The organism is Prochlorococcus sp. MIT2302, assembly GCF_059772385.1.
This window is the reverse complement of record NZ_CM186285.1, coordinates 1,254,892-1,272,095: the sequence shown is the minus strand read 5'-3', so window position 1 is coordinate 1,272,095 and position 17,204 is coordinate 1,254,892. Positions and strand designations below refer to the sequence as shown.

14 protein-coding genes are annotated in these 17,204 nt (G+C 36.4%); 7 read left to right on the top strand and 7 right to left on the bottom strand.

Going from position 1 to position 17,204, the window contains the following annotated elements; genetic code table 11:
- Positions 1-8: 8 nt before the first annotated feature.
- Both rplT and rpmI read right to left on the bottom strand, forming a co-directional pair.
- Positions 9-353 (bottom strand): 50S ribosomal protein L20, encoded by a 345-nt coding sequence (gene rplT, locus AC6EI2_RS07315; RefSeq protein WP_498461693.1) that lies wholly within the window; start codon positions 351-353, stop codon positions 9-11.
- A gap of 52 nt (positions 354-405) precedes the next feature.
- The gene (rpmI, locus tag AC6EI2_RS07310) at positions 406-603 is read right to left on the bottom strand and encodes a 50S ribosomal protein L35 (protein ID WP_498461692.1); all 198 of its coding nucleotides are present in this window, start codon (positions 601-603) and stop codon (positions 406-408) included.
- A 225-nt stretch (positions 604-828) separates the two neighbouring features.
- Here rpmI and AC6EI2_RS07305 point away from each other — a divergent pair, with 225 nt between their 5' ends.
- The gene (locus AC6EI2_RS07305; protein ID WP_498461691.1) at positions 829-2,250 is read left to right on the top strand and encodes a SpoIID/LytB domain-containing protein; all 1,422 of its coding nucleotides are present in this window, start codon (positions 829-831) and stop codon (positions 2,248-2,250) included.
- Between the two features lie 45 nt (positions 2,251-2,295).
- The gene (locus tag AC6EI2_RS07300; protein ID WP_498461690.1) at positions 2,296-3,612 is read left to right on the top strand and encodes a glycosyltransferase family 2 protein; all 1,317 of its coding nucleotides are present in this window, start codon (positions 2,296-2,298) and stop codon (positions 3,610-3,612) included.
- Positions 3,613-3,626: 14 nt separating this feature from the next.
- Here the strand turns inward: AC6EI2_RS07300 and AC6EI2_RS07295 are convergent, their stop codons facing one another.
- From AC6EI2_RS07295 to tig, 4 genes are all read right to left on the bottom strand, one after another.
- A complete protein-coding gene (locus AC6EI2_RS07295; RefSeq protein WP_498461689.1) occupies positions 3,627-5,318 on the bottom strand; it encodes a DNA polymerase III subunit gamma/tau in 1,692 nt (563 codons plus the stop codon).
- A gap of 154 nt (positions 5,319-5,472) precedes the next feature.
- On the bottom strand, positions 5,473-6,831 hold the full coding sequence (clpX, locus tag AC6EI2_RS07290) for an ATP-dependent Clp protease ATP-binding subunit ClpX (RefSeq protein WP_498461688.1): 1,359 nt from the start codon (positions 6,829-6,831) through the stop codon (positions 5,473-5,475).
- A gap of 104 nt (positions 6,832-6,935) precedes the next feature.
- A complete protein-coding gene (gene clpP, locus AC6EI2_RS07285; protein ID WP_498461687.1) occupies positions 6,936-7,592 on the bottom strand; it encodes an ATP-dependent Clp endopeptidase proteolytic subunit ClpP in 657 nt (218 codons plus the stop codon).
- Between the two features lie 43 nt (positions 7,593-7,635).
- On the bottom strand, positions 7,636-9,054 hold the full coding sequence (gene tig, locus AC6EI2_RS07280) for a trigger factor (protein ID WP_498461686.1): 1,419 nt from the start codon (positions 9,052-9,054) through the stop codon (positions 7,636-7,638).
- A 153-nt stretch (positions 9,055-9,207) separates the two neighbouring features.
- On the opposite strand from tig, the gene AC6EI2_RS07275 reads away from it, so the two are divergent.
- The 3 genes from AC6EI2_RS07275 to AC6EI2_RS07265 all read left to right on the top strand — a co-directional run bounded on the left by AC6EI2_RS07275 (position 9,208) and on the right by AC6EI2_RS07265 (position 13,166).
- Complete coding sequence (locus AC6EI2_RS07275; protein WP_498461685.1) at positions 9,208-10,239, top strand: aspartate-semialdehyde dehydrogenase; 1,032 nt, start codon at positions 9,208-9,210, stop codon at positions 10,237-10,239.
- On the top strand, positions 10,236-11,144 hold the full coding sequence (dapA, locus tag AC6EI2_RS07270) for a 4-hydroxy-tetrahydrodipicolinate synthase (RefSeq protein WP_498461684.1): 909 nt from the start codon (positions 10,236-10,238) through the stop codon (positions 11,142-11,144). Before AC6EI2_RS07275 ends, dapA begins: the two co-directional genes overlap by 4 nt.
- 72 nt (positions 11,145-11,216) lie before the next feature.
- Positions 11,217-13,166, top strand: coding sequence for a ribonuclease J (locus AC6EI2_RS07265; protein WP_498461683.1), 1,950 nt, complete (start codon positions 11,217-11,219; stop codon positions 13,164-13,166).
- A 20-nt stretch (positions 13,167-13,186) separates the two neighbouring features.
- On the opposite strand, the gene tilS is transcribed toward AC6EI2_RS07265, so the two are convergent.
- Positions 13,187-14,167, bottom strand: a complete 981-nt coding sequence (gene tilS / locus AC6EI2_RS07260; RefSeq protein WP_498463470.1) for a tRNA lysidine(34) synthetase TilS — start codon at positions 14,165-14,167, stop codon at positions 13,187-13,189.
- A 130-nt stretch (positions 14,168-14,297) separates the two neighbouring features.
- Between tilS and AC6EI2_RS07255 the strand changes: the two genes are divergently transcribed.
- Positions 14,298-15,086 (top strand): DUF561 domain-containing protein, encoded by a 789-nt coding sequence (locus tag AC6EI2_RS07255; RefSeq protein WP_498461682.1) that lies wholly within the window; start codon positions 14,298-14,300, stop codon positions 15,084-15,086.
- Between the two features lie 77 nt (positions 15,087-15,163).
- Positions 15,164-17,200 (top strand): excinuclease ABC subunit UvrB, encoded by a 2,037-nt coding sequence (uvrB, locus tag AC6EI2_RS07250; protein WP_498461681.1) that lies wholly within the window; start codon positions 15,164-15,166, stop codon positions 17,198-17,200.
- Positions 17,201-17,204 lie beyond the last annotated feature (4 nt).

Genomic DNA, 17,204 nt, shown 5'->3' with positions numbered 1-17,204 from the left:
CACATTTATCATTTTGCATTAGCTACAATATTTGTGAATGCTTGAGGATCTGTAACAGCTAATTGAGCCAACATTTTTCTGTTGATTCTTACATCTGCTTTCTTTAATCCACCAATAAATTTACTGTAACTCAGCCCATTTAATCTCGCTGCTGCATTGATTCTTGCAATCCAAAGTCTTCTGAAATCACGCTTTCTTCTTCTTCTGTCTCTATAAGCATTACATAGAGCTTTCATTACTCTTTGGTTTGCAGTTCGGAACAGAGTTCCATTCCCTCCTCTGAAACCTCTTGCTAGGCGAAGGATTTTGTTTCTACGTTTTCTAGCAACATTACCTCTTTTAACTCGTGCCATAATTAAAAATTAGAAATCAAAAAATTGAATTAATAAACGTTCCGAAGAAGTCTTAAGCATAGGGAAGCATAAGGCTTACGTTGTCTGCATCACGTTCGTCTACGACTGCTTTTGTTTTAAGGTGCCTTTTTAATTTAGGACTCTTATGGTCGAGTAAGTGATTGTGAAATGCACGACGTCTCATGAACTTACCAGTGCCTGTTGCTTTGAACCGCTTTGCAGCAGCTTTGCGGGTCTTGAGCTTTGGCATTGATAAAGCGTAGTTAGTTTATAAGAATACGTCCTTGAGCTCACTTAAGCCAACCTAAAATTATTAAATTTTTTCTGGAAGGAGACTTTTGTTGTGATTAAAAGCTATTTACGGGCTAAAAAGCGTTTTTTTGTTTTTGGTTTGTTTCTCTTGATTGGGTTTCATTCTTCCTCTCAAGTTACTATTGCGAATTCTCGCAAAATTAAGTTTTTTCCAACTCATCAGGTGCCACCGGAAACACCTTCAATAAGTTTAGAAAAAAATGTACTGCTTGTTGGGATTAAGCCATACTTGGGCAAGGAAGTCATGAATGACAATGTTGCTCCAGTTCTGAACCTTTTAAGTAATGGTAGAAACTTGATTTTGAAAGACGCTAATGGTGTAGTTCGAAAAGCCAAAGAAATTAACATTAGTTGGCGAGCAAAAAAATTAATAAATCCACAAGTGTTTGGTCGAAATAAAATTGGCCCCTTCTCAAGTTTCGAGTCTGCTGAAAGGCTGGCAAATGATTTAAAAGATAAAGGTATTGAATCAATTATTGCTCATCCTTTAGATTGGGAGGTTTGGGTCTCAGGTGAGATCAAGATTCCACGATCCATCAAGTCTACTTATCAGAAAATAAAAGTTTCAAAGATTGTTTTTCCTTATCTAGAAGGAATTAATGGAAAGATTTCCCTCGAGGGTCCTATCTCTTTGCAAGCCCCAGATGGGTTGCGCTGGGGGAAGGGGATATATTTAGGTCCGTTCTCAATCCAGTCAGATGCATATGGGACTTGGACACTAGTTGAACATGTACCTATCGAGAGATATTTAAATGGAGTAGTTCCTCATGAAATAGGCGCCAGCTCTCCTGAAGAAGCACTTGCAGCGCAGGCAATATTAGCTAGGACATGGGCCTTCGCTAATAGTCATAGATTCAAAGTTGATGGTTACAATCTCTGCAGCGATACGCAATGTCAGGTTTATAAGAATCCATCTAAGGCCGATCAAAAAATTAAAACGGCCATTAAAAAAACTACTGGTAAAATTCTTACTTGGAATCAAAAGCCAATAAATACTGTTTATCACGCAACAAATGGAGGTGTAATGGCTTCTGTCGATGAAGCATGGTCAATTAATCAAGTTCCGTATTTGAAAATGCGCTTGGATGGACCAAAGCATTGGACTCGGACGGTTGATTTACCTCTATCAAATGAGAAATATCTGAGATCTTTTTTGTTTTCAAAGTCTGAGGCTTTTGGTTCTGATCATCCACTTTTTAGATGGGAGAGGACTCTAGACGCCTCCAAAATTGCAAAACAGCTGAATCAAGCTCAAAAAGTTAGAACCACTTTTTATCCAAGAAAAATTAAGGTTGTAAGTCGAGGAAGTAGTGGAAGAGTTACATCGTTGAAAATTGACGGACATACTGGCTCAGAAACCTTTCTTAAACTTGATGACATTCGTGGTGTCTTAAGACAATTACCAAGCACGTTATTTGTTGTTAAAGAAATTAAAGAAGGTAAATGGCTTTTTTCTGGAGGAGGCTTTGGCCATGGAGCAGGAATGTCTCAGTCTGGGGCTATAGATTTAGCAAAAAATGGATGGACTACCAAGCAAATTCTTACTCATTATTATCCAAATACTAAATATGGATTTTTGCCTTAGTGATGAAAGACTCTTAGAGTCATTAGTTGATAAAAGGACTACTCCATGGCTTTAGCCAAAATCAGTGGAGAAAACCGACGCACTAAATCAATATTGTTTTTGATTTGCTGCGCTTTGATCGGGATTTTTCCTCATTTGCTGGAGCCTAGCAATAATTTATTTCCTTCCATTACATTGGCTGCATTGCTGGGTGGCTATGGGTTAAGGGTCGTTTTACGAGAGAGTAGGCAAAATTATCAATTACAAAAAGAGTATCTAATTGATAATGAAACTTTTTTTGAAACTCTTCCTAAAGTTGATGTGTTGGTGGCAGCCCGCGATGAAGAAAATGTAATCGAGCGATTAGTTTCAAGACTTTTATCAATTGAATATCCAGAGGATAAGATCTCTCTGTGGATCATTGATGATGGGAGTCAAGATCGTACCCCTTATTTATTACAAAAATTACGTACAACTTTCTCTAGGATTAATGTGTTAACTCGTCCATTAATGAGTGGTGGCGGTAAATCAGGTGCCTTGAATTCTGTATTGACTAAAACCGATGGAGAATGGCTATTTATTCTTGATGCTGATGCACAATTACAGAGCGATGTATTACTTAGGGCAATAGCCCTTGCCTTGAATGGTGGATGGTCTGGTGTGCAGTTGAGAAAATCGGTCGTAAATTCTGAGTTAAATCAAATTGCAGTGTATCAAGCAATGGAGATGGCTATGGATGCTGTTATCCAAAGAGGCAGGCTTGCTTGTGGTGGGGTTTCGGAGTTAAGAGGTAATGGTCAATTAATCAATAGAAAAGTTCTTGAATCATGTGGAGGATTTAATGAACAAACTATCACTGATGATTTAGATCTAAGTTTCCGGTTTTTGTTAACTCGATCACCACTCGTAATCATGTGGGATCCACCCATTCAAGAGGAAGCAGTGGAATCTTTGTCGGCTTTATTTCGACAAAGAAAAAGGTGGGCTGAAGGAGGCTTACAAAGGTTTTTTGATTATTGGCCATTGTTATTCTCCAAACGTCTATCCAACTTTAAAAAAATAGATTTATCTTGTTTTTTCTTACTGCAATATGTCTTACCAGTTGTATCATTTTTAGATTGCCTTGTGTCAATTATTTTATTTGAAATGCCACTATATTGGCCTTTATCTATTGTTGCATTTGGTATTTCTAGTTTAGCGTATTGGAAAGGATGTTCTCAAAATAGTGAAGGGCCAAACTTACCATCTCCTAGCTTTATTAATATACTTGGAGCAACAATTTACCTTGCACATTGGTTTGTTGTCATACCATTTATAGTCATTAAGATGTCATTATTTCGCAAAACATTAATTTGGGAAAAAACCGATCATATTGGCTCTTGATTAATTTATTTTAATCAATCAAGATTTACTATTTCTCCATTAAAAAAATCTGCAAATTGCTTAGCTTTTTGATCAATAGAATTTGTTTCTAAATTATTTTTTGATTCTACTTTCTCTTCTTTTAAATAATTTTTATCTCGATTTTTATCAATTTTAAATTGATTTTTGGCTTCTATTTTTTGTACAAATTTTGCTTCTTTTTTATTATTAGATAGATTATCTTTTTGTTGTATTAAAAGAACTTTGGTTGATGATCCTGTTGCTTTATAAACAGCATCCTCAATAAGATTTTTACGACTTTGAATCATATTTATCCATTTTTCTGAGATTGCTATTTCAGCAGAATCTGAGTTTAAATTTATTAATTTAGCTTGTTGTGAAAGTAACATTTTTGTTGAAGGAAGCTCAAGCATAGATATAATTTTTTCCCAGGTTTGATCAAGATTTATTTCTTTAATTGGTTTAGATTCTTTTTGAATAGATGTTACCTGTGTTTTTTCTTTTTTGTTAATTGAGGGCAAATGCTCTGATATATCTTTTTCAGGATCAGAAATATTTGAGATAGTTCCTCCTCCAATGGTTTCTTTGATGCTTTTAACTTTTTTAAAATCTTCTTCTGAAAGCATTCCAAGTAAATGAATTTCCAACCACAATCTAGGCTGATTACTATTTCTAATATGGCTTTCTGAGCCTTTTAATTTAGACTGTAGTCTTAGTATTTGATCAAGATTAATAGACTTTGCAATGTCATTTAAACCTTCTCTATTCTCTTGAGAAATTTCACACAAATCAGTTGGTTGATTTGTGACTTTTGTGACAACTAAGTCTCTTAATATAGATGCTATTCCTTGTAAAATTGCAAGTGGTTCTTTCCCCGTGTTGATTAGGCGATTGCAAATATTTAAAATAGAATTAGGATCTTTTTTTATTAACGATTTGGCTAATATTAGTAATTCTTCTTCTGGCACAGCCCCTATAAGATCAATGATATTTGATTGAGATATTGGTGGAGAAAGCAAGCTGACTTGATCAAGTAAGCTTTCTGCATCTCTTAAGCCCCCTTGGGAATGCTTTGCAATTAAGGAGATCGCCCCTTCGTTGATTATAATTTTTTCTTTTATAGCAATATTGGTTAAATGATTTTCTAAATCATCCAGACCTATTCTTCGAAAATCAAAGCGCATACATCTACTAAGAATTGTAGGTAATACGCGTTGAGGATCTGTTGTCGCAAGAATAAAGACAACTTGTCGAGGAGGTTCCTCTAATGTTTTTAGAAGTGCATTAAAAGCCGCAGTTGAAAGCATATGACATTCATCTATCACATAGACTTTCCAGCGAGCTTTTGCAGGAGCAAATCTAGACCTTTCAATTAGTTCACGAATATTCTCAACACCCGTATTAGATGCCGCATCAATTTCAATTACATCCAAAGAATTCCCAGAATTAATACCTTTGCATAGGTCACATTTTCCGCATGGGTCGGTTGTAGCTTTTTCACTTTTTAAGCAATTCAATGATTTAGCGAAAATTCTTGCACTGGATGTTTTACCTGTTCCTCTAGGCCCAGAAAATATATAAGCAGGGGCTATACGGTTGGTGATTAATGCTTGTTTTAGTGTGGCTGTGATCGGATCCTGACCCACAAGCTCGTCAAAGCTTGTGGGTCTATATTTATGGTGTAATGGCTCATAAATATTTATCATTTGTACTTACAGATAAATATGAATTTGATATTCGTTTTTTTGATCATATTCTAAGTTGATAAATATTGCTGAGATACTTGATTAACTTTATTTTTAAAAAATTTTCTAATTGCTCTAATTACATTTAATAAAGTTATTTGTAAAGTTTATTTCTCTAGGCAGATTCCTTAACAATTCTTTTCTCATTTGATAAAAGAGGAACTACCTTTCCGCCTGTAATTTCATCGACCATTTTTTTGGTTACATTGAAATTTTTTATCTTAGTTTGAGATGGAAGGCTATACATCAGTTCTAACATAATTTCTTCAACAATTCCTCGCAAAGCTCTAGCCCCAGTTTTTCTTTTGTAAGCTTCTTGAGCAATTGCCTCAACAGCCTCTTCATCAAATGAGAGTTCTACATTATCCATACTTAATAAGGTTCTAAATTGTTTTATTAAGGCATCTCTAGGTTCTGTCAAAATAGATTTAAGAGCTTTAGCATTTAATGGTTCTAATATTGCAGTGACAGGCATCCTCCCAATAAATTCGGGAATTAGTCCATATTTGACTAAATCGTCAGGCTCAACGTCATTAATTAAGTCTGCACCAATTCGTTCTCGATTGGTTTTGCTTCTAGCCCTGGTTTCATTTGGTATGAAACCAATTGAATTTCTTCCAAGTCTTTTTTGCACTACATCTTCTAAACCAACAAATGCTCCTCCACAAATAAAGAGTATTTGGCTTGTATCGATTTGAATAGAATCACCATAAGGATGCTTTCTTCCTCCTTGCGGTGGGACGTTAGCCGTCGTGCCCTCGAGCATTTTTAACAGGGCTTGCTGGACGCCCTCTCCCGAGACATCTCTCGTAATCGAGGGGTTTTCACTTTTTCTAGCAATTTTGTCAATTTCATCGATATATATAATTCCTCTTTGTGCTAAGTCCACATCCATGTCTGCTTTTTGCAAGAGTCGTAACAGAATATTCTCTACATCTTCACCAACATATCCAGCCTCAGTAAGAGTTGTTGCATCAGCGACAGCAAATGGAACATCAAGCATTTCAGCTAGGGTTTGAGCAAGTAATGTTTTGCCGCATCCAGTTGGTCCTATTAATAAAATATTGGATTTTTGTAATTTCGTAGCTGTTAGATCAGTCTCGCCAGAACCGTCTCCTTTCCATGCAAGTCTTTTATAGTGATTGTAGACAGCAACTGACAAGATTTTTTTTGCTGGTTCTTGCCCAACCACCTGATCATCTAAAAACTTTTTAATTTCAATCGGCTTTGGTATGGAAGCCAAAGTTGGAGCAGGCTTGCTTGTGGTTGTTGTGGCAGCTTTTGCTTTACGGCTTTGTTCATGTCCACTTCTTTGATGATTTGGATTATCAATTAGTTCTTCATCTAAAATTTCGTTACATAAGTCGATACATTCGTCGCATATGTAAACTCCTGGACCAGCAATGAGTTTCCTCACTTGATCTTGGGCTTTGCCACAAAAGGAGCATTTAAGATGGGCCTCAAACTTTGCCATCGAGCTCTAAAAAAAACAGGTTGGATGGACCGATCATTAATTTTATTCAGTCTCAATTAATAGGATCATTGAGGATTGATGCCTTGTCAGCTTTCCTTAATGATTCATATGGAGTTGAGATTTGAAACCACTTTGTCGATCAGGCCATATTCAACCGCTTCTTGAGGAGAAAGAAAGTGGTCTCGATCAGTGTCTTCTGAAATCTTTTCAATATTTTGCCCAGTATGCTCCGCTAAAAGTGTATTAAGAGTTTCTTTTAAGTAAAGAATTTCTTTGGCTTGAATTTCAATTTCAACAGCTTGACCTTGAGCTCCACCAAGAGGTTGATGAATCATTATTCTGGAATTGGGTAATGCAAGTCTTTTACCTTTAGTCCCTCCAGAGAGAAGAAAAGCTCCCATGCTTGCTGCAAGGCCATAACAAATTGTTATGACATCAGGACTTACTTGCTGCATAGTGTCATAGATGGCTAGTCCTGCAGTTACTGATCCTCCTGGAGAATTTATATACAGTTGAATATCTTTTTCTGGATCATCAGCTTCTAAAAAAAGCATTTGAGCCACTAATGCATCAGCAACTTGATCATTAACATCGGTACCTAGAAAGATGATTCTTTCACGCAGTAATCGAGAATAAATATCAAACGCCCGATCACCTTGACCTGATTGTTCAATTACTGTCGGCAGAACACCTGGTCCTGAGAATAGACAAGAGTTATTCCAGAAATTATTAATGGGATGATTTTGTCTTGCTTCAATCAACTTAGAACTTTAGTAGTCAACACTGTTAATCTATGCGTAGAAACTAGGATTTGGGTGTTTTAGAACTTTTCTTTTCTTTATTGGTTTTTGTTGTTTTCTTTTGAGAACTTTTCTCCTCGCTGTGATCCTTTGTCTTCCCAGGCGCTTTTTCTAAAATAGTATTATTCTCCTCAAGCCAAGCAAATAACTTTTCTTGCAACAAATCATCAGTAATAGCATCTTTAAGACGGTTCTCGTCGATATTTTTTTCGTTTGATAATTTGTTATCAGCTTGTATTTCACTCAGCTTTGTATTGATTTCTTTTTGCGAGACCTCAATTTTTTCCGACTTGGCTAACGCATTTAAAGCAAGTTTTTGACGAAGTTTTTTTTCTGCTTCTCCTTTTGAAGACTCCATTAACGATTTCACAAGTTCTGGAGTAAACATTGATTTGACATCAATTCCTTGTTGAGCGAAATTTTGAGCTGTTTGTTCAACAATTACACGAACTTCTTGATCAATAAGACTTTTTGGTAACTCCACTTCAAGTTCTTTAACTAAAGCATCAAGCAGTGAGTCTCGACGTTTATTTGTTTGTTTTCTATCCGTATCCTCTTTGAGCCTCTTTTCAAGATCGGCGCGTAAGTCAGTCATATTTTCTTTATCACTAGCTTGCTTGGCAAAATCGTCATTTAGTTCAGGTAATTCTTTGATTTTTAAATCTTCTAGATTGACTTTGAATTCAGCTTTTCTGCCTTTGGCATCTTCTTGATGATAATCCTTGGGAAATTCACACTTTAATATTTTTTCATCATTTACATTCATTCCTATTACCCCTTCAATGAACCCAGGAATCATTCGGCCTTCTAGAAGTTCTATTTCTATTGAATCCGCGCTTCCCCCTTGAATTTCGCTCCCATCATCCGTGAAATTCCCCTTAAAACTTACTAGAGCAATATCTCCTTCTTTCGCGGGTCGACCGCTGATTGGGACCTTGGTTGCAAGTTGCACTCTAGATTGCTCAATCAGTTCATCTACTTTTTTTGGATCAAAGATTAAAGTTTCTACTTCAGCAGTTAGACCTGAAGATTTTTTTAAAGTTGGTATTGGGGCGATATCAGTTTCAAGTTTTAATTTGAGAATTTTTTCAGTGTTAAAATTTTCTAAAATTGTTTCAAAACCTTCTTCCAGCTCTGGCTCACATAAAGGTTCAATACCTTCTTGATCCAGTGCTTCTGTCCATACTTTTTGCAAAAGTGATTCAAGAGCAGAGGCTTGTATTCTTTTTACTCCAAGCTGCTGGATGACGACTGCTTTTGGAACTTTACCTTTGCGAAACCCTGGGATTGAAATAGACCTGCTGAGTTTACTTAAAGCTTCGTTGTAACTATTTTTGCATCGATCTGCGGGCACCTCAACCTCAACAGCAATTCTGCTATTGGGTTTTGAACTGGTTGATACTTTTAATTTGGCAGCACTCATTGAAACGGAATTCTCAAATTTGGTTAGCGTAAGAAAGCGTTAATTCACTTCCAAAGCTATTGTGGCCTAAAAAGTATCTAAAAATTTGTTATTTGTTGATTTTTCCAATAAGAAAAAATTTTTTGTTAAACCTTTTTATTCTTTTTATCAAGCTTGAACTCACAGTTTCTTCTCCCGAATAGACCCCTTACAGTTGCAATCCTTGGATCGAGCGGGGCTGTAGGTCAGGAATTATTGGCTTTGCTTGAAGAAAGGTCTTTCCCAATTCATAAATTAATTTTATTAGCTTCTCATCGCTCTGCTGGTGAGCTTCAGAACTTTTGTGGAAACAAATTAAGAGTGCAAGAAACAACTCAAGAGAGTTTTCAAAATGTGGATTTAGTTCTAGCTTCGGCTGGTGGTTCAGTATCCCGTAAGTGGAAAAACATAATAAAAAGTTGTGGAGGCTTGATGATTGATAATTCAAGTGCATTTCGAATGGACGAAAATGTTCCTTTGGTTGTGCCTGAAGTCAACCCCAATGCTGCAAGTAAGCACAAAGGTTTAATTGCTAATCCTAATTGCACAACTATTTTATTGGCATTGGTTCTAGCTCCGTTGCATAGACATATTCCTATTAAGAGAATTGTTGTCTCAACTTATCAATCGGCCAGTGGTGCGGGAGCAATGGCAATGGAAGAATTGGAAAAATTAAGTCTAGAAGTTTTAAATGGAGGAACACCAAAAAGCAAAGTTCTTCCTTATTCGTTGGCATTTAATCTTTTTTTGCACAACTCACCCTTGCAATCAAATAACTATTGCGAGGAAGAAATGAAAATGGTTAATGAAACTAGAAAGATTCTTGGAGTCCCAGAACTTGCTTTGACAGCAACGTGTGTAAGAGTTCCTGTTTTACGGGCGCATTCTGAAGCAGTCAATATTGAATTTCAACAGCCGTTCCCAGTAAAAGAAGCTTATGAGATTTTGGAATCTGCTCCTGGAATTGAGATTCTTGAGGATTTTGACAAAAATCGTTTTCCTATGCCAGAAGATGTAACGGGTAGAGATTCAATATCAGTTGGTCGTCTAAGGAAGGACATTAGTAACCCCAATGCTTTGGAACTATGGTTATGTGGAGACCAGATACGAAAAGGAGCTGCACTTAATGCAATACAAATTGCTGAACTTTTATTGCCAAAATCATGAGTCAGTCTGCCTTACTATCACCAGCCCCTTTTGGAAGGATGTTAACCGCAATGGTTACCCCCTTTGATGAAAATGGGAAAGTTGATTATGGTCTAGCTGCTGATTTGGCACTTTACTTAGTAAATCAAGGTTCAGATGGCATTGTTGTATGCGGAACGACAGGAGAATCGCCAACTTTAACTTGGCAAGAACAAAAAAAGATGCTTGAAACAGTAAGAAATTCTTTAGGCTCTAAAGCTAAGGTTTTGGCTGGCACGGGAAGCAATTCTACCTCTGAGGCAATTGAAGCCACCAAAGAAGCAGCCAATTCAGGCGCTGATGGGGCATTAGTTGTTGTTCCTTATTACAACAAACCACCTCAAGAAGGATTAGAAATTCATTTTCGCTCTATCGCCAACGCTGCACCGGAGTTACCTTTAATGCTGTATAACATTCCAGGACGGACAGGTTGTTCGATATCGCCTAGTATTGTAAGTAAGCTTATGGATTGCAGTAATGTAGTCAGTTTCAAAGCGGCAAGTGGAACAACTGACGAAGTGACTCAATTAAGAAACTATTGCGGATCAAATTTAGCTATTTATAGCGGTGATGATGCTTTGGTTTTACCAATGCTTGCAGTAGGTGCAGTAGGTGTGGTTAGTGTGGCAAGTCATCTTGTTGGTCTTAATTTGAAGAAAATGATAGAGAGTTTCTTTGAAGGTAAATATGATCAAGCACTTTATTTGCATGAGACATTACAACCTCTTTTTAAATCCCTTTTTGCAACTACAAATCCTATTCCTGTTAAAGCGGCACTTCAACTCATTGGTTGGTCTGTTGGACCTCCTCGAAGTCCTCTAGTCTCTTTAAACAGTGAAATGAAAGAAGAACTCGTGAAGATACTCTCTTCTATGAGATTGATTTGATCTACTCCCTCGTTTTCGAGTGGATCCAACTTTCATTTAGGTAACAACCAAGTTTTTCGCATAAATTTTTCCATGACATCAAGTTCAATGAATTCTCAAGGTTCAAAAAATAATCAATCTAAATCTCCTTGTTTGAGGATTATTCCTTTAGGTGGCCTCGGAGAAATTGGAAAAAATACCTGCGTATTTGAATATGGTGATGACATCATGATTCTTGATGCTGGTCTGGCTTTCCCTACCGACGGGATGCATGGAGTAAATGTTGTGATGCCAGACACAACTTATTTACGCGAAAATCAAAGTCGAATAAGAGGTTTAGTAGTTACCCATGGACATGAAGATCATATTGGTGGGATTTCTCATCATTTGAAAAACTTTAATATTCCAATTGTTTATGGTCCTCCCCTTGCTATGTCTATGCTCAGGGGGAAGATGGAGGAAGCAGGAGTTGCGGATCGCACAACAATACAGGTATGCGGCCCAAGAGAAGTTATCAAAGTTGGACAACATTTTTCACTTGAATTTGTAAGAAATACGCATTCAATTTCCGATAGTTATTCCTTCGCCGTAACTACTCCAGTGGGAATAGTATTTTTTACTGGTGATTTCAAGTTCGACCATACGCCACCTGATGGACAGCCTTCAGATTTAGCCAGAATGGCTCACTATGGAGATAAGGGCGTTCTTTGCCTTCTATCTGATTCAACTAACTCTGAAGTCACAGGATTCACACCCTCTGAATATTCTGTTTTTCCAAATTTAGACAGATATATTGCTACTGCTGAAGGCAGAGTTATGGTCACTACATTTGCTAGTTCAACTCATCGCGTGGCTATGCTTTTAGAGTTGGCGATGAAAAACGGTAGAAAAGTCGGCTTGCTAGGCCGTTCAATGCTGAATGTGGTTGGGAAAGCAAGAGAACTTGGCTATATGCGTTTCCCTGATGATTTGTTTTTCCCAATTAAACAGATAAGAGATTTGCCTGATAGAGAGACTTTTTTATTGATGACAGGTAGTCAAGGAGAATCAATGGCCGCTTTGAGTCGTATCTCTAGGGGAGAGCATCAACATGTTCAATTAAAAACCAGTGATACTGTCATTTTTTCCGCTAGTCCAATTCCTGGAAATACTATTTCCGTGATGCATACGATTGATAAATTGATCAAATTGGGTGCAAAAGTTATTTATGGGAAAGATAAAGGTATTCATGTATCCGGCCATGGATGTCAAGAAGATCAAAAATGGATGCTCGGATTAATTAGACCCAAATACTTTATTCCTGTGCATGGAGAGTACAGAATGCAAGTTCTTCATGGAAAAACTGCTGTATCAATGGGGGTTCACCCAGATAATGTTTTAGTTATGGAAAATGGGGACGTAGCTGAATTAAGGCCAGATTCTCTTGTTCAAGGGTCACCAGTTAAATCAGGAGTGGAATTACTCGATTCTTCTAGAACAGGGGTTGTTGATACTCGCGTCTTAAAAGAACGTCAGCAACTGGCTGATGACGGGGTTATTACGGTTCTTACTCCCATTAGCACTGATGGCGTAATGGTTGCACCTCCGAGGGTCAATCTGCGAGGTGTTATTACTAATGTTGATGCTAAAACAATGGTCAATTGGACTGAAAGAGAGATTAATTGGGTCTTGGAAAATAGATGGAAACAGCTTGTTCTTAAGACAGGAGGTAAGTCGATTGAGGTCGATTGGATTGGTTTGCAAAGAGAAGTTGAATCAGGTTTATCTCGTCGATTAAGAAGGGAGGTTCAGGCTGAGCCATTAATTCTTTGCCTTGTTCAACCTGCTCCTGGTGGAACACGTGCATATAAGCCTCAACTTGATCAACAGCCAGACTCACGACAAGTAGTTAAGAAAAATGCAGATACAGTGGTTAAGCAGAGAAATGAATCCATAACAAATCAAGATAAAAATGGAACAACTGAACAAAAAACAAATAGTGACAAAAGTACAGAGGACATGCCATCTGGAAGAACAAGACGTCGAAGATCTGCAATCAGCTGATAAAAGATTATTTGTTTCTTTTAATTAGTCTTATTTGATATGTAAATAACTTTTTTGTTCCATTGTATTAGGTAGTCTCCATGAAGATGAATTCTTCCAGGTGGATTCCTGTCAGATATTTTGGTATTTATTTCTTCGATTTGCAAAGCTGTTACTCTTTTTACTCCTAACATTTTTAACCAATTAGTAAGTATTATCTTTCTAACAGAGTGTGTAAAATTTATTAGTTTTTTTCTGGATAGAGAATTTATTTTTTCTCCTTGGCAAAATTCTATTGCTATTTTTGCTAATGATTGTTGGTCGTTAGTATAACTTTCAAGTCTATTAGCTAAAGATGATATTCTTGAATCTGCGCCTTTATAGATTGAATTTAAAATTGGTAAAATTTCTTTTCTAATTTTGTTTCTTGTCAAATTAATATTTTCATTTGAAGGATCTATCCAAATTGGCAAATTAAACTCTTTGCAAATTTCGAGTGTTTCGTTTCTATTAAATACTAATAGAGGGCGGATTAAATCTATACTATTGTCTAAAGGTCTTTGTTCTCTAAGGGTGCTGAGACCAATCAGATTAGTTCCTCTGGCTAAGTTCATAATGATCGTTTCTGCTCGATCAGTAGCTGTATGACCAGTTAATATTCTTGTATGTGGGAAATTGATATTTTTTGACGATAACACCTTGGCTTTCATTACTAGTTTTTTATATCTCCAATCTCTCGCCTTTTTTTCATTAACTACTTCTTCTTTATTTGCTTTATTAGAGTGAAATGATATTTGCTTATTAAGACACCAAAGCTTTAGTTCTTTTTCTATATTTTCGGATTCGTTGTGCCATTGGTGATCTCCATGCCAGACTTCGACTTGCCATTTATATAGTCTTTTTAAATCAATAATTAATTTAAGAAGGGCCATAGAATCTTGACCACCAGATATTGCTAAAAGAAGTGTGGATTTGATCGGAAGCAGAGATTGATTATGTTTTAACCTTTTATGTAAACGCATATGCCATTTACTCCATGAAAGGTCATTTTTAGTAGATGGTGACATTTGCTTTGTTTTCAGAGCACTATTCGTCTTTTTTAAGTTCTTTTGCTGAGTCAGTGTCACAATCAGGTTAATAGCTGATGTTTTTATGACACGCCTGCAGACATTGCCACTTTCACTTCAAAAGAGTATTCAAAATAGATCTTTGTTAAAAGTAATTGCTGGTTTAAATAATTTTAATTCAGAATCAGTATCTCTAATTTCTAAAGCTGCAGGTCTTGGGGGTGCAGATTTACTGGATATTGCTTGTGAGCCTAAATTAGTCAAGCTGGCTGCGGAGGCATCGAATATTCCTGTATGTGTAAGTTCTGTGGAACCAAAACTTTTCCCTCAAGCTGTTCAGGCAGGAGCATCAATCATTGAGATTGGGAATTTCGACTCTTTTTACCCAGATGGACGTTTTTTCTCGGCAGAGGAAGTCCTCTCATTAGCGGTGGAATCTCGTAGGCTTTTACCTGAGGTTGTTTTATCAGTTACTGTTCCCCATATATTGCCTTTGGATAGTCAAGCTCAATTAGCTGTTGATCTTGTAGATAACGGGGTCGACTTAATTCAGACTGAAGGAGGGACGAGCTCTCATCCTATTAGTCCTGGAACATTAGGATTAATAGAAAAAGCGTCACCTACGTTGGCTGGAACTTTTGCTATCTCCACTGCTTTAAAAGAGAGTCGTCATGATGTGCCTGTTATTTGCGCTTCTGGACTTTCTGAAGTGACTGTTCCAATGGCTATATCAGTTGGTGCTCATGGAGTTGGTATTGGTTCAGCTATCAATAAGTTGAAGACCGAAATAGCTATGATAGCTACTGTTAAAGGTCTTCGTCAGGCTTTAGATTCTATAAAACTTATTTCCACAATCAATCAATCAATTATATAAGGTAATTGCAATCCTTTTTTTATCAAAATGATAAGAATATGGAATTAATAAATTTTTTTTAGAATTGAATTAAGAATATGCCTGAATATAAGCTTCAAGCTCCATACGTTCCAAGAGGTGATCAACCTGCAGCAATTGAAGGACTTGTTGGAGGAGTAAATGATGGTGAGAAGTTTCAAACCTTATTAGGTGCAACCGGAACGGGCAAAACTTTTACAATAGCTAATTTGATAGCTCAAACGGGTAGGCCATCATTAGTTTTAGCTCATAACAAAACCCTCGCAGCTCAATTATGTAATGAATTAAGGGAATTTTTTCCTGAGAATGCTGTTGAATATTTCATTTCTTATTATGATTACTATCAGCCAGAAGCTTATGTTCCAGTTAGTGATACTTACATAGCAAAGACATCATCAATTAATGAAGAAATTGATATGTTGCGCCACTCTGCAACCAGGTCTTTATTCGAGCGAGATGATGTCATTGTAGTTGCTTCAATTAGTTGTATTTACGGCTTGGGAATTCCAAGTGAATATTTAAAAGCATCTGTAAAGTTTCGAGTTGGACAAAATATTGATTTAAGATCTTCTCTTAGATCATTAGTTTCCAACCAATATACACGTAATGATATAGAAATTACTAGAGGTAGATTTCGAGTTAGAGGAGATGTATTAGAAATAGGTCCAGCATATGATGACAGACTTGTTAGACTTGAATTATTTGGTGATGAAATAGAAAGCATTAGTTATGTCGATCCTACTACTGGAGAAATATTAAATAAACTTGACTCAATTAATATATATCCTGCTAAGCATTTTGTAACTCCGAAAGATCGTCTAGAGTCTGCAATTAAAGAAATTAAAAAAGAATTAAAAGATAGATTAGAATTTTTTAATCAAGAGGGAAAATTACTTGAAGCTCAAAGATTAGAACAACGAACAATTTATGATTTAGAAATGTTAAAAGAAGTTGGATATTGCAATGGAGTTGAAAATTATGCTCGTCACTTATCTGGTAGAGAACCTGGCTCTGCACCAGAATGCCTAATTGATTATTTCCCTAAAGATTGGTTATTACTTATTGATGAAAGTCATGTTACTTGTCCGCAATTAAGAGCTATGTATAATGGCGACCAAGCAAGAAAGAAAGTGTTAATTGATCATGGCTTTAGATTACCAAGTGCAGCTGATAATCGTCCTCTAAAGGATACAGAATTTTGGAATAAAGCAAAACAAACAGTTTTTATTAGTGCTACTCCTGGTGATTGGGAATTGTCTCAAAGTCCAAGAAATATAGTTGAGCAAGTTATTAGGCCTACCGGTGTTTTAGATCCATTGGTTGAAGTACGTCCAACACATGGTCAAGTTGAGGACTTACTTTTTGAAATTAGAAAAAGAGCATCGAAAAATCAGAGAATACTTGTCACAACTCTTACAAAAAGAATGGCTGAAGATCTCACAGACTATTTATCTGAGAATAAAATAAGAGTTCGTTATTTACATTCAGAGATTCATTCAATTGAGAGAATTGAAATTATTCAAGATTTAAGATTGGGAGAATATGATGTATTGGTTGGAGTTAATCTTCTAAGAGAAGGTTTAGATCTTCCAGAGGTTTCTCTTGTAGTAATTCTAGATGCAGATAAAGAAGGATTTTTAAGAGCTGAGAGATCTTTAATACAAACAATCGGTAGAGCAGCAAGGCATGTTGAAGGACTAGCTTTACTCTATGCAGATAAAATGACCGACTCAATGGCAAAGGCAATTAGTGAGACTGAAAGACGTCGAGAAATACAAAGTAATTACAATATTGAGAATGGCATAACTCCTAAGCCAGCAGGAAAGAAAGCTAATAATTCAATTCTCTCTTTCTTAGAGTTATCAAGGAAATTAAATCAAGATGGAAATGTTAATGATTTTGTTGATATTGCTGATAAGTTGATTGATTATAATGATAAAGATTCTGATAGCGGTGCATCTTTAGAATCTCTGCCTGAATTAATTGAAAAATTGGAATCTAAAATGAAATTAACAGCTAAAGATCTAGATTTCGAGAAAGCTGCAATTCTGAGAGATCGTATTAAGAAATTAAGGCATAGGTTAATTGGAAAATAATGTA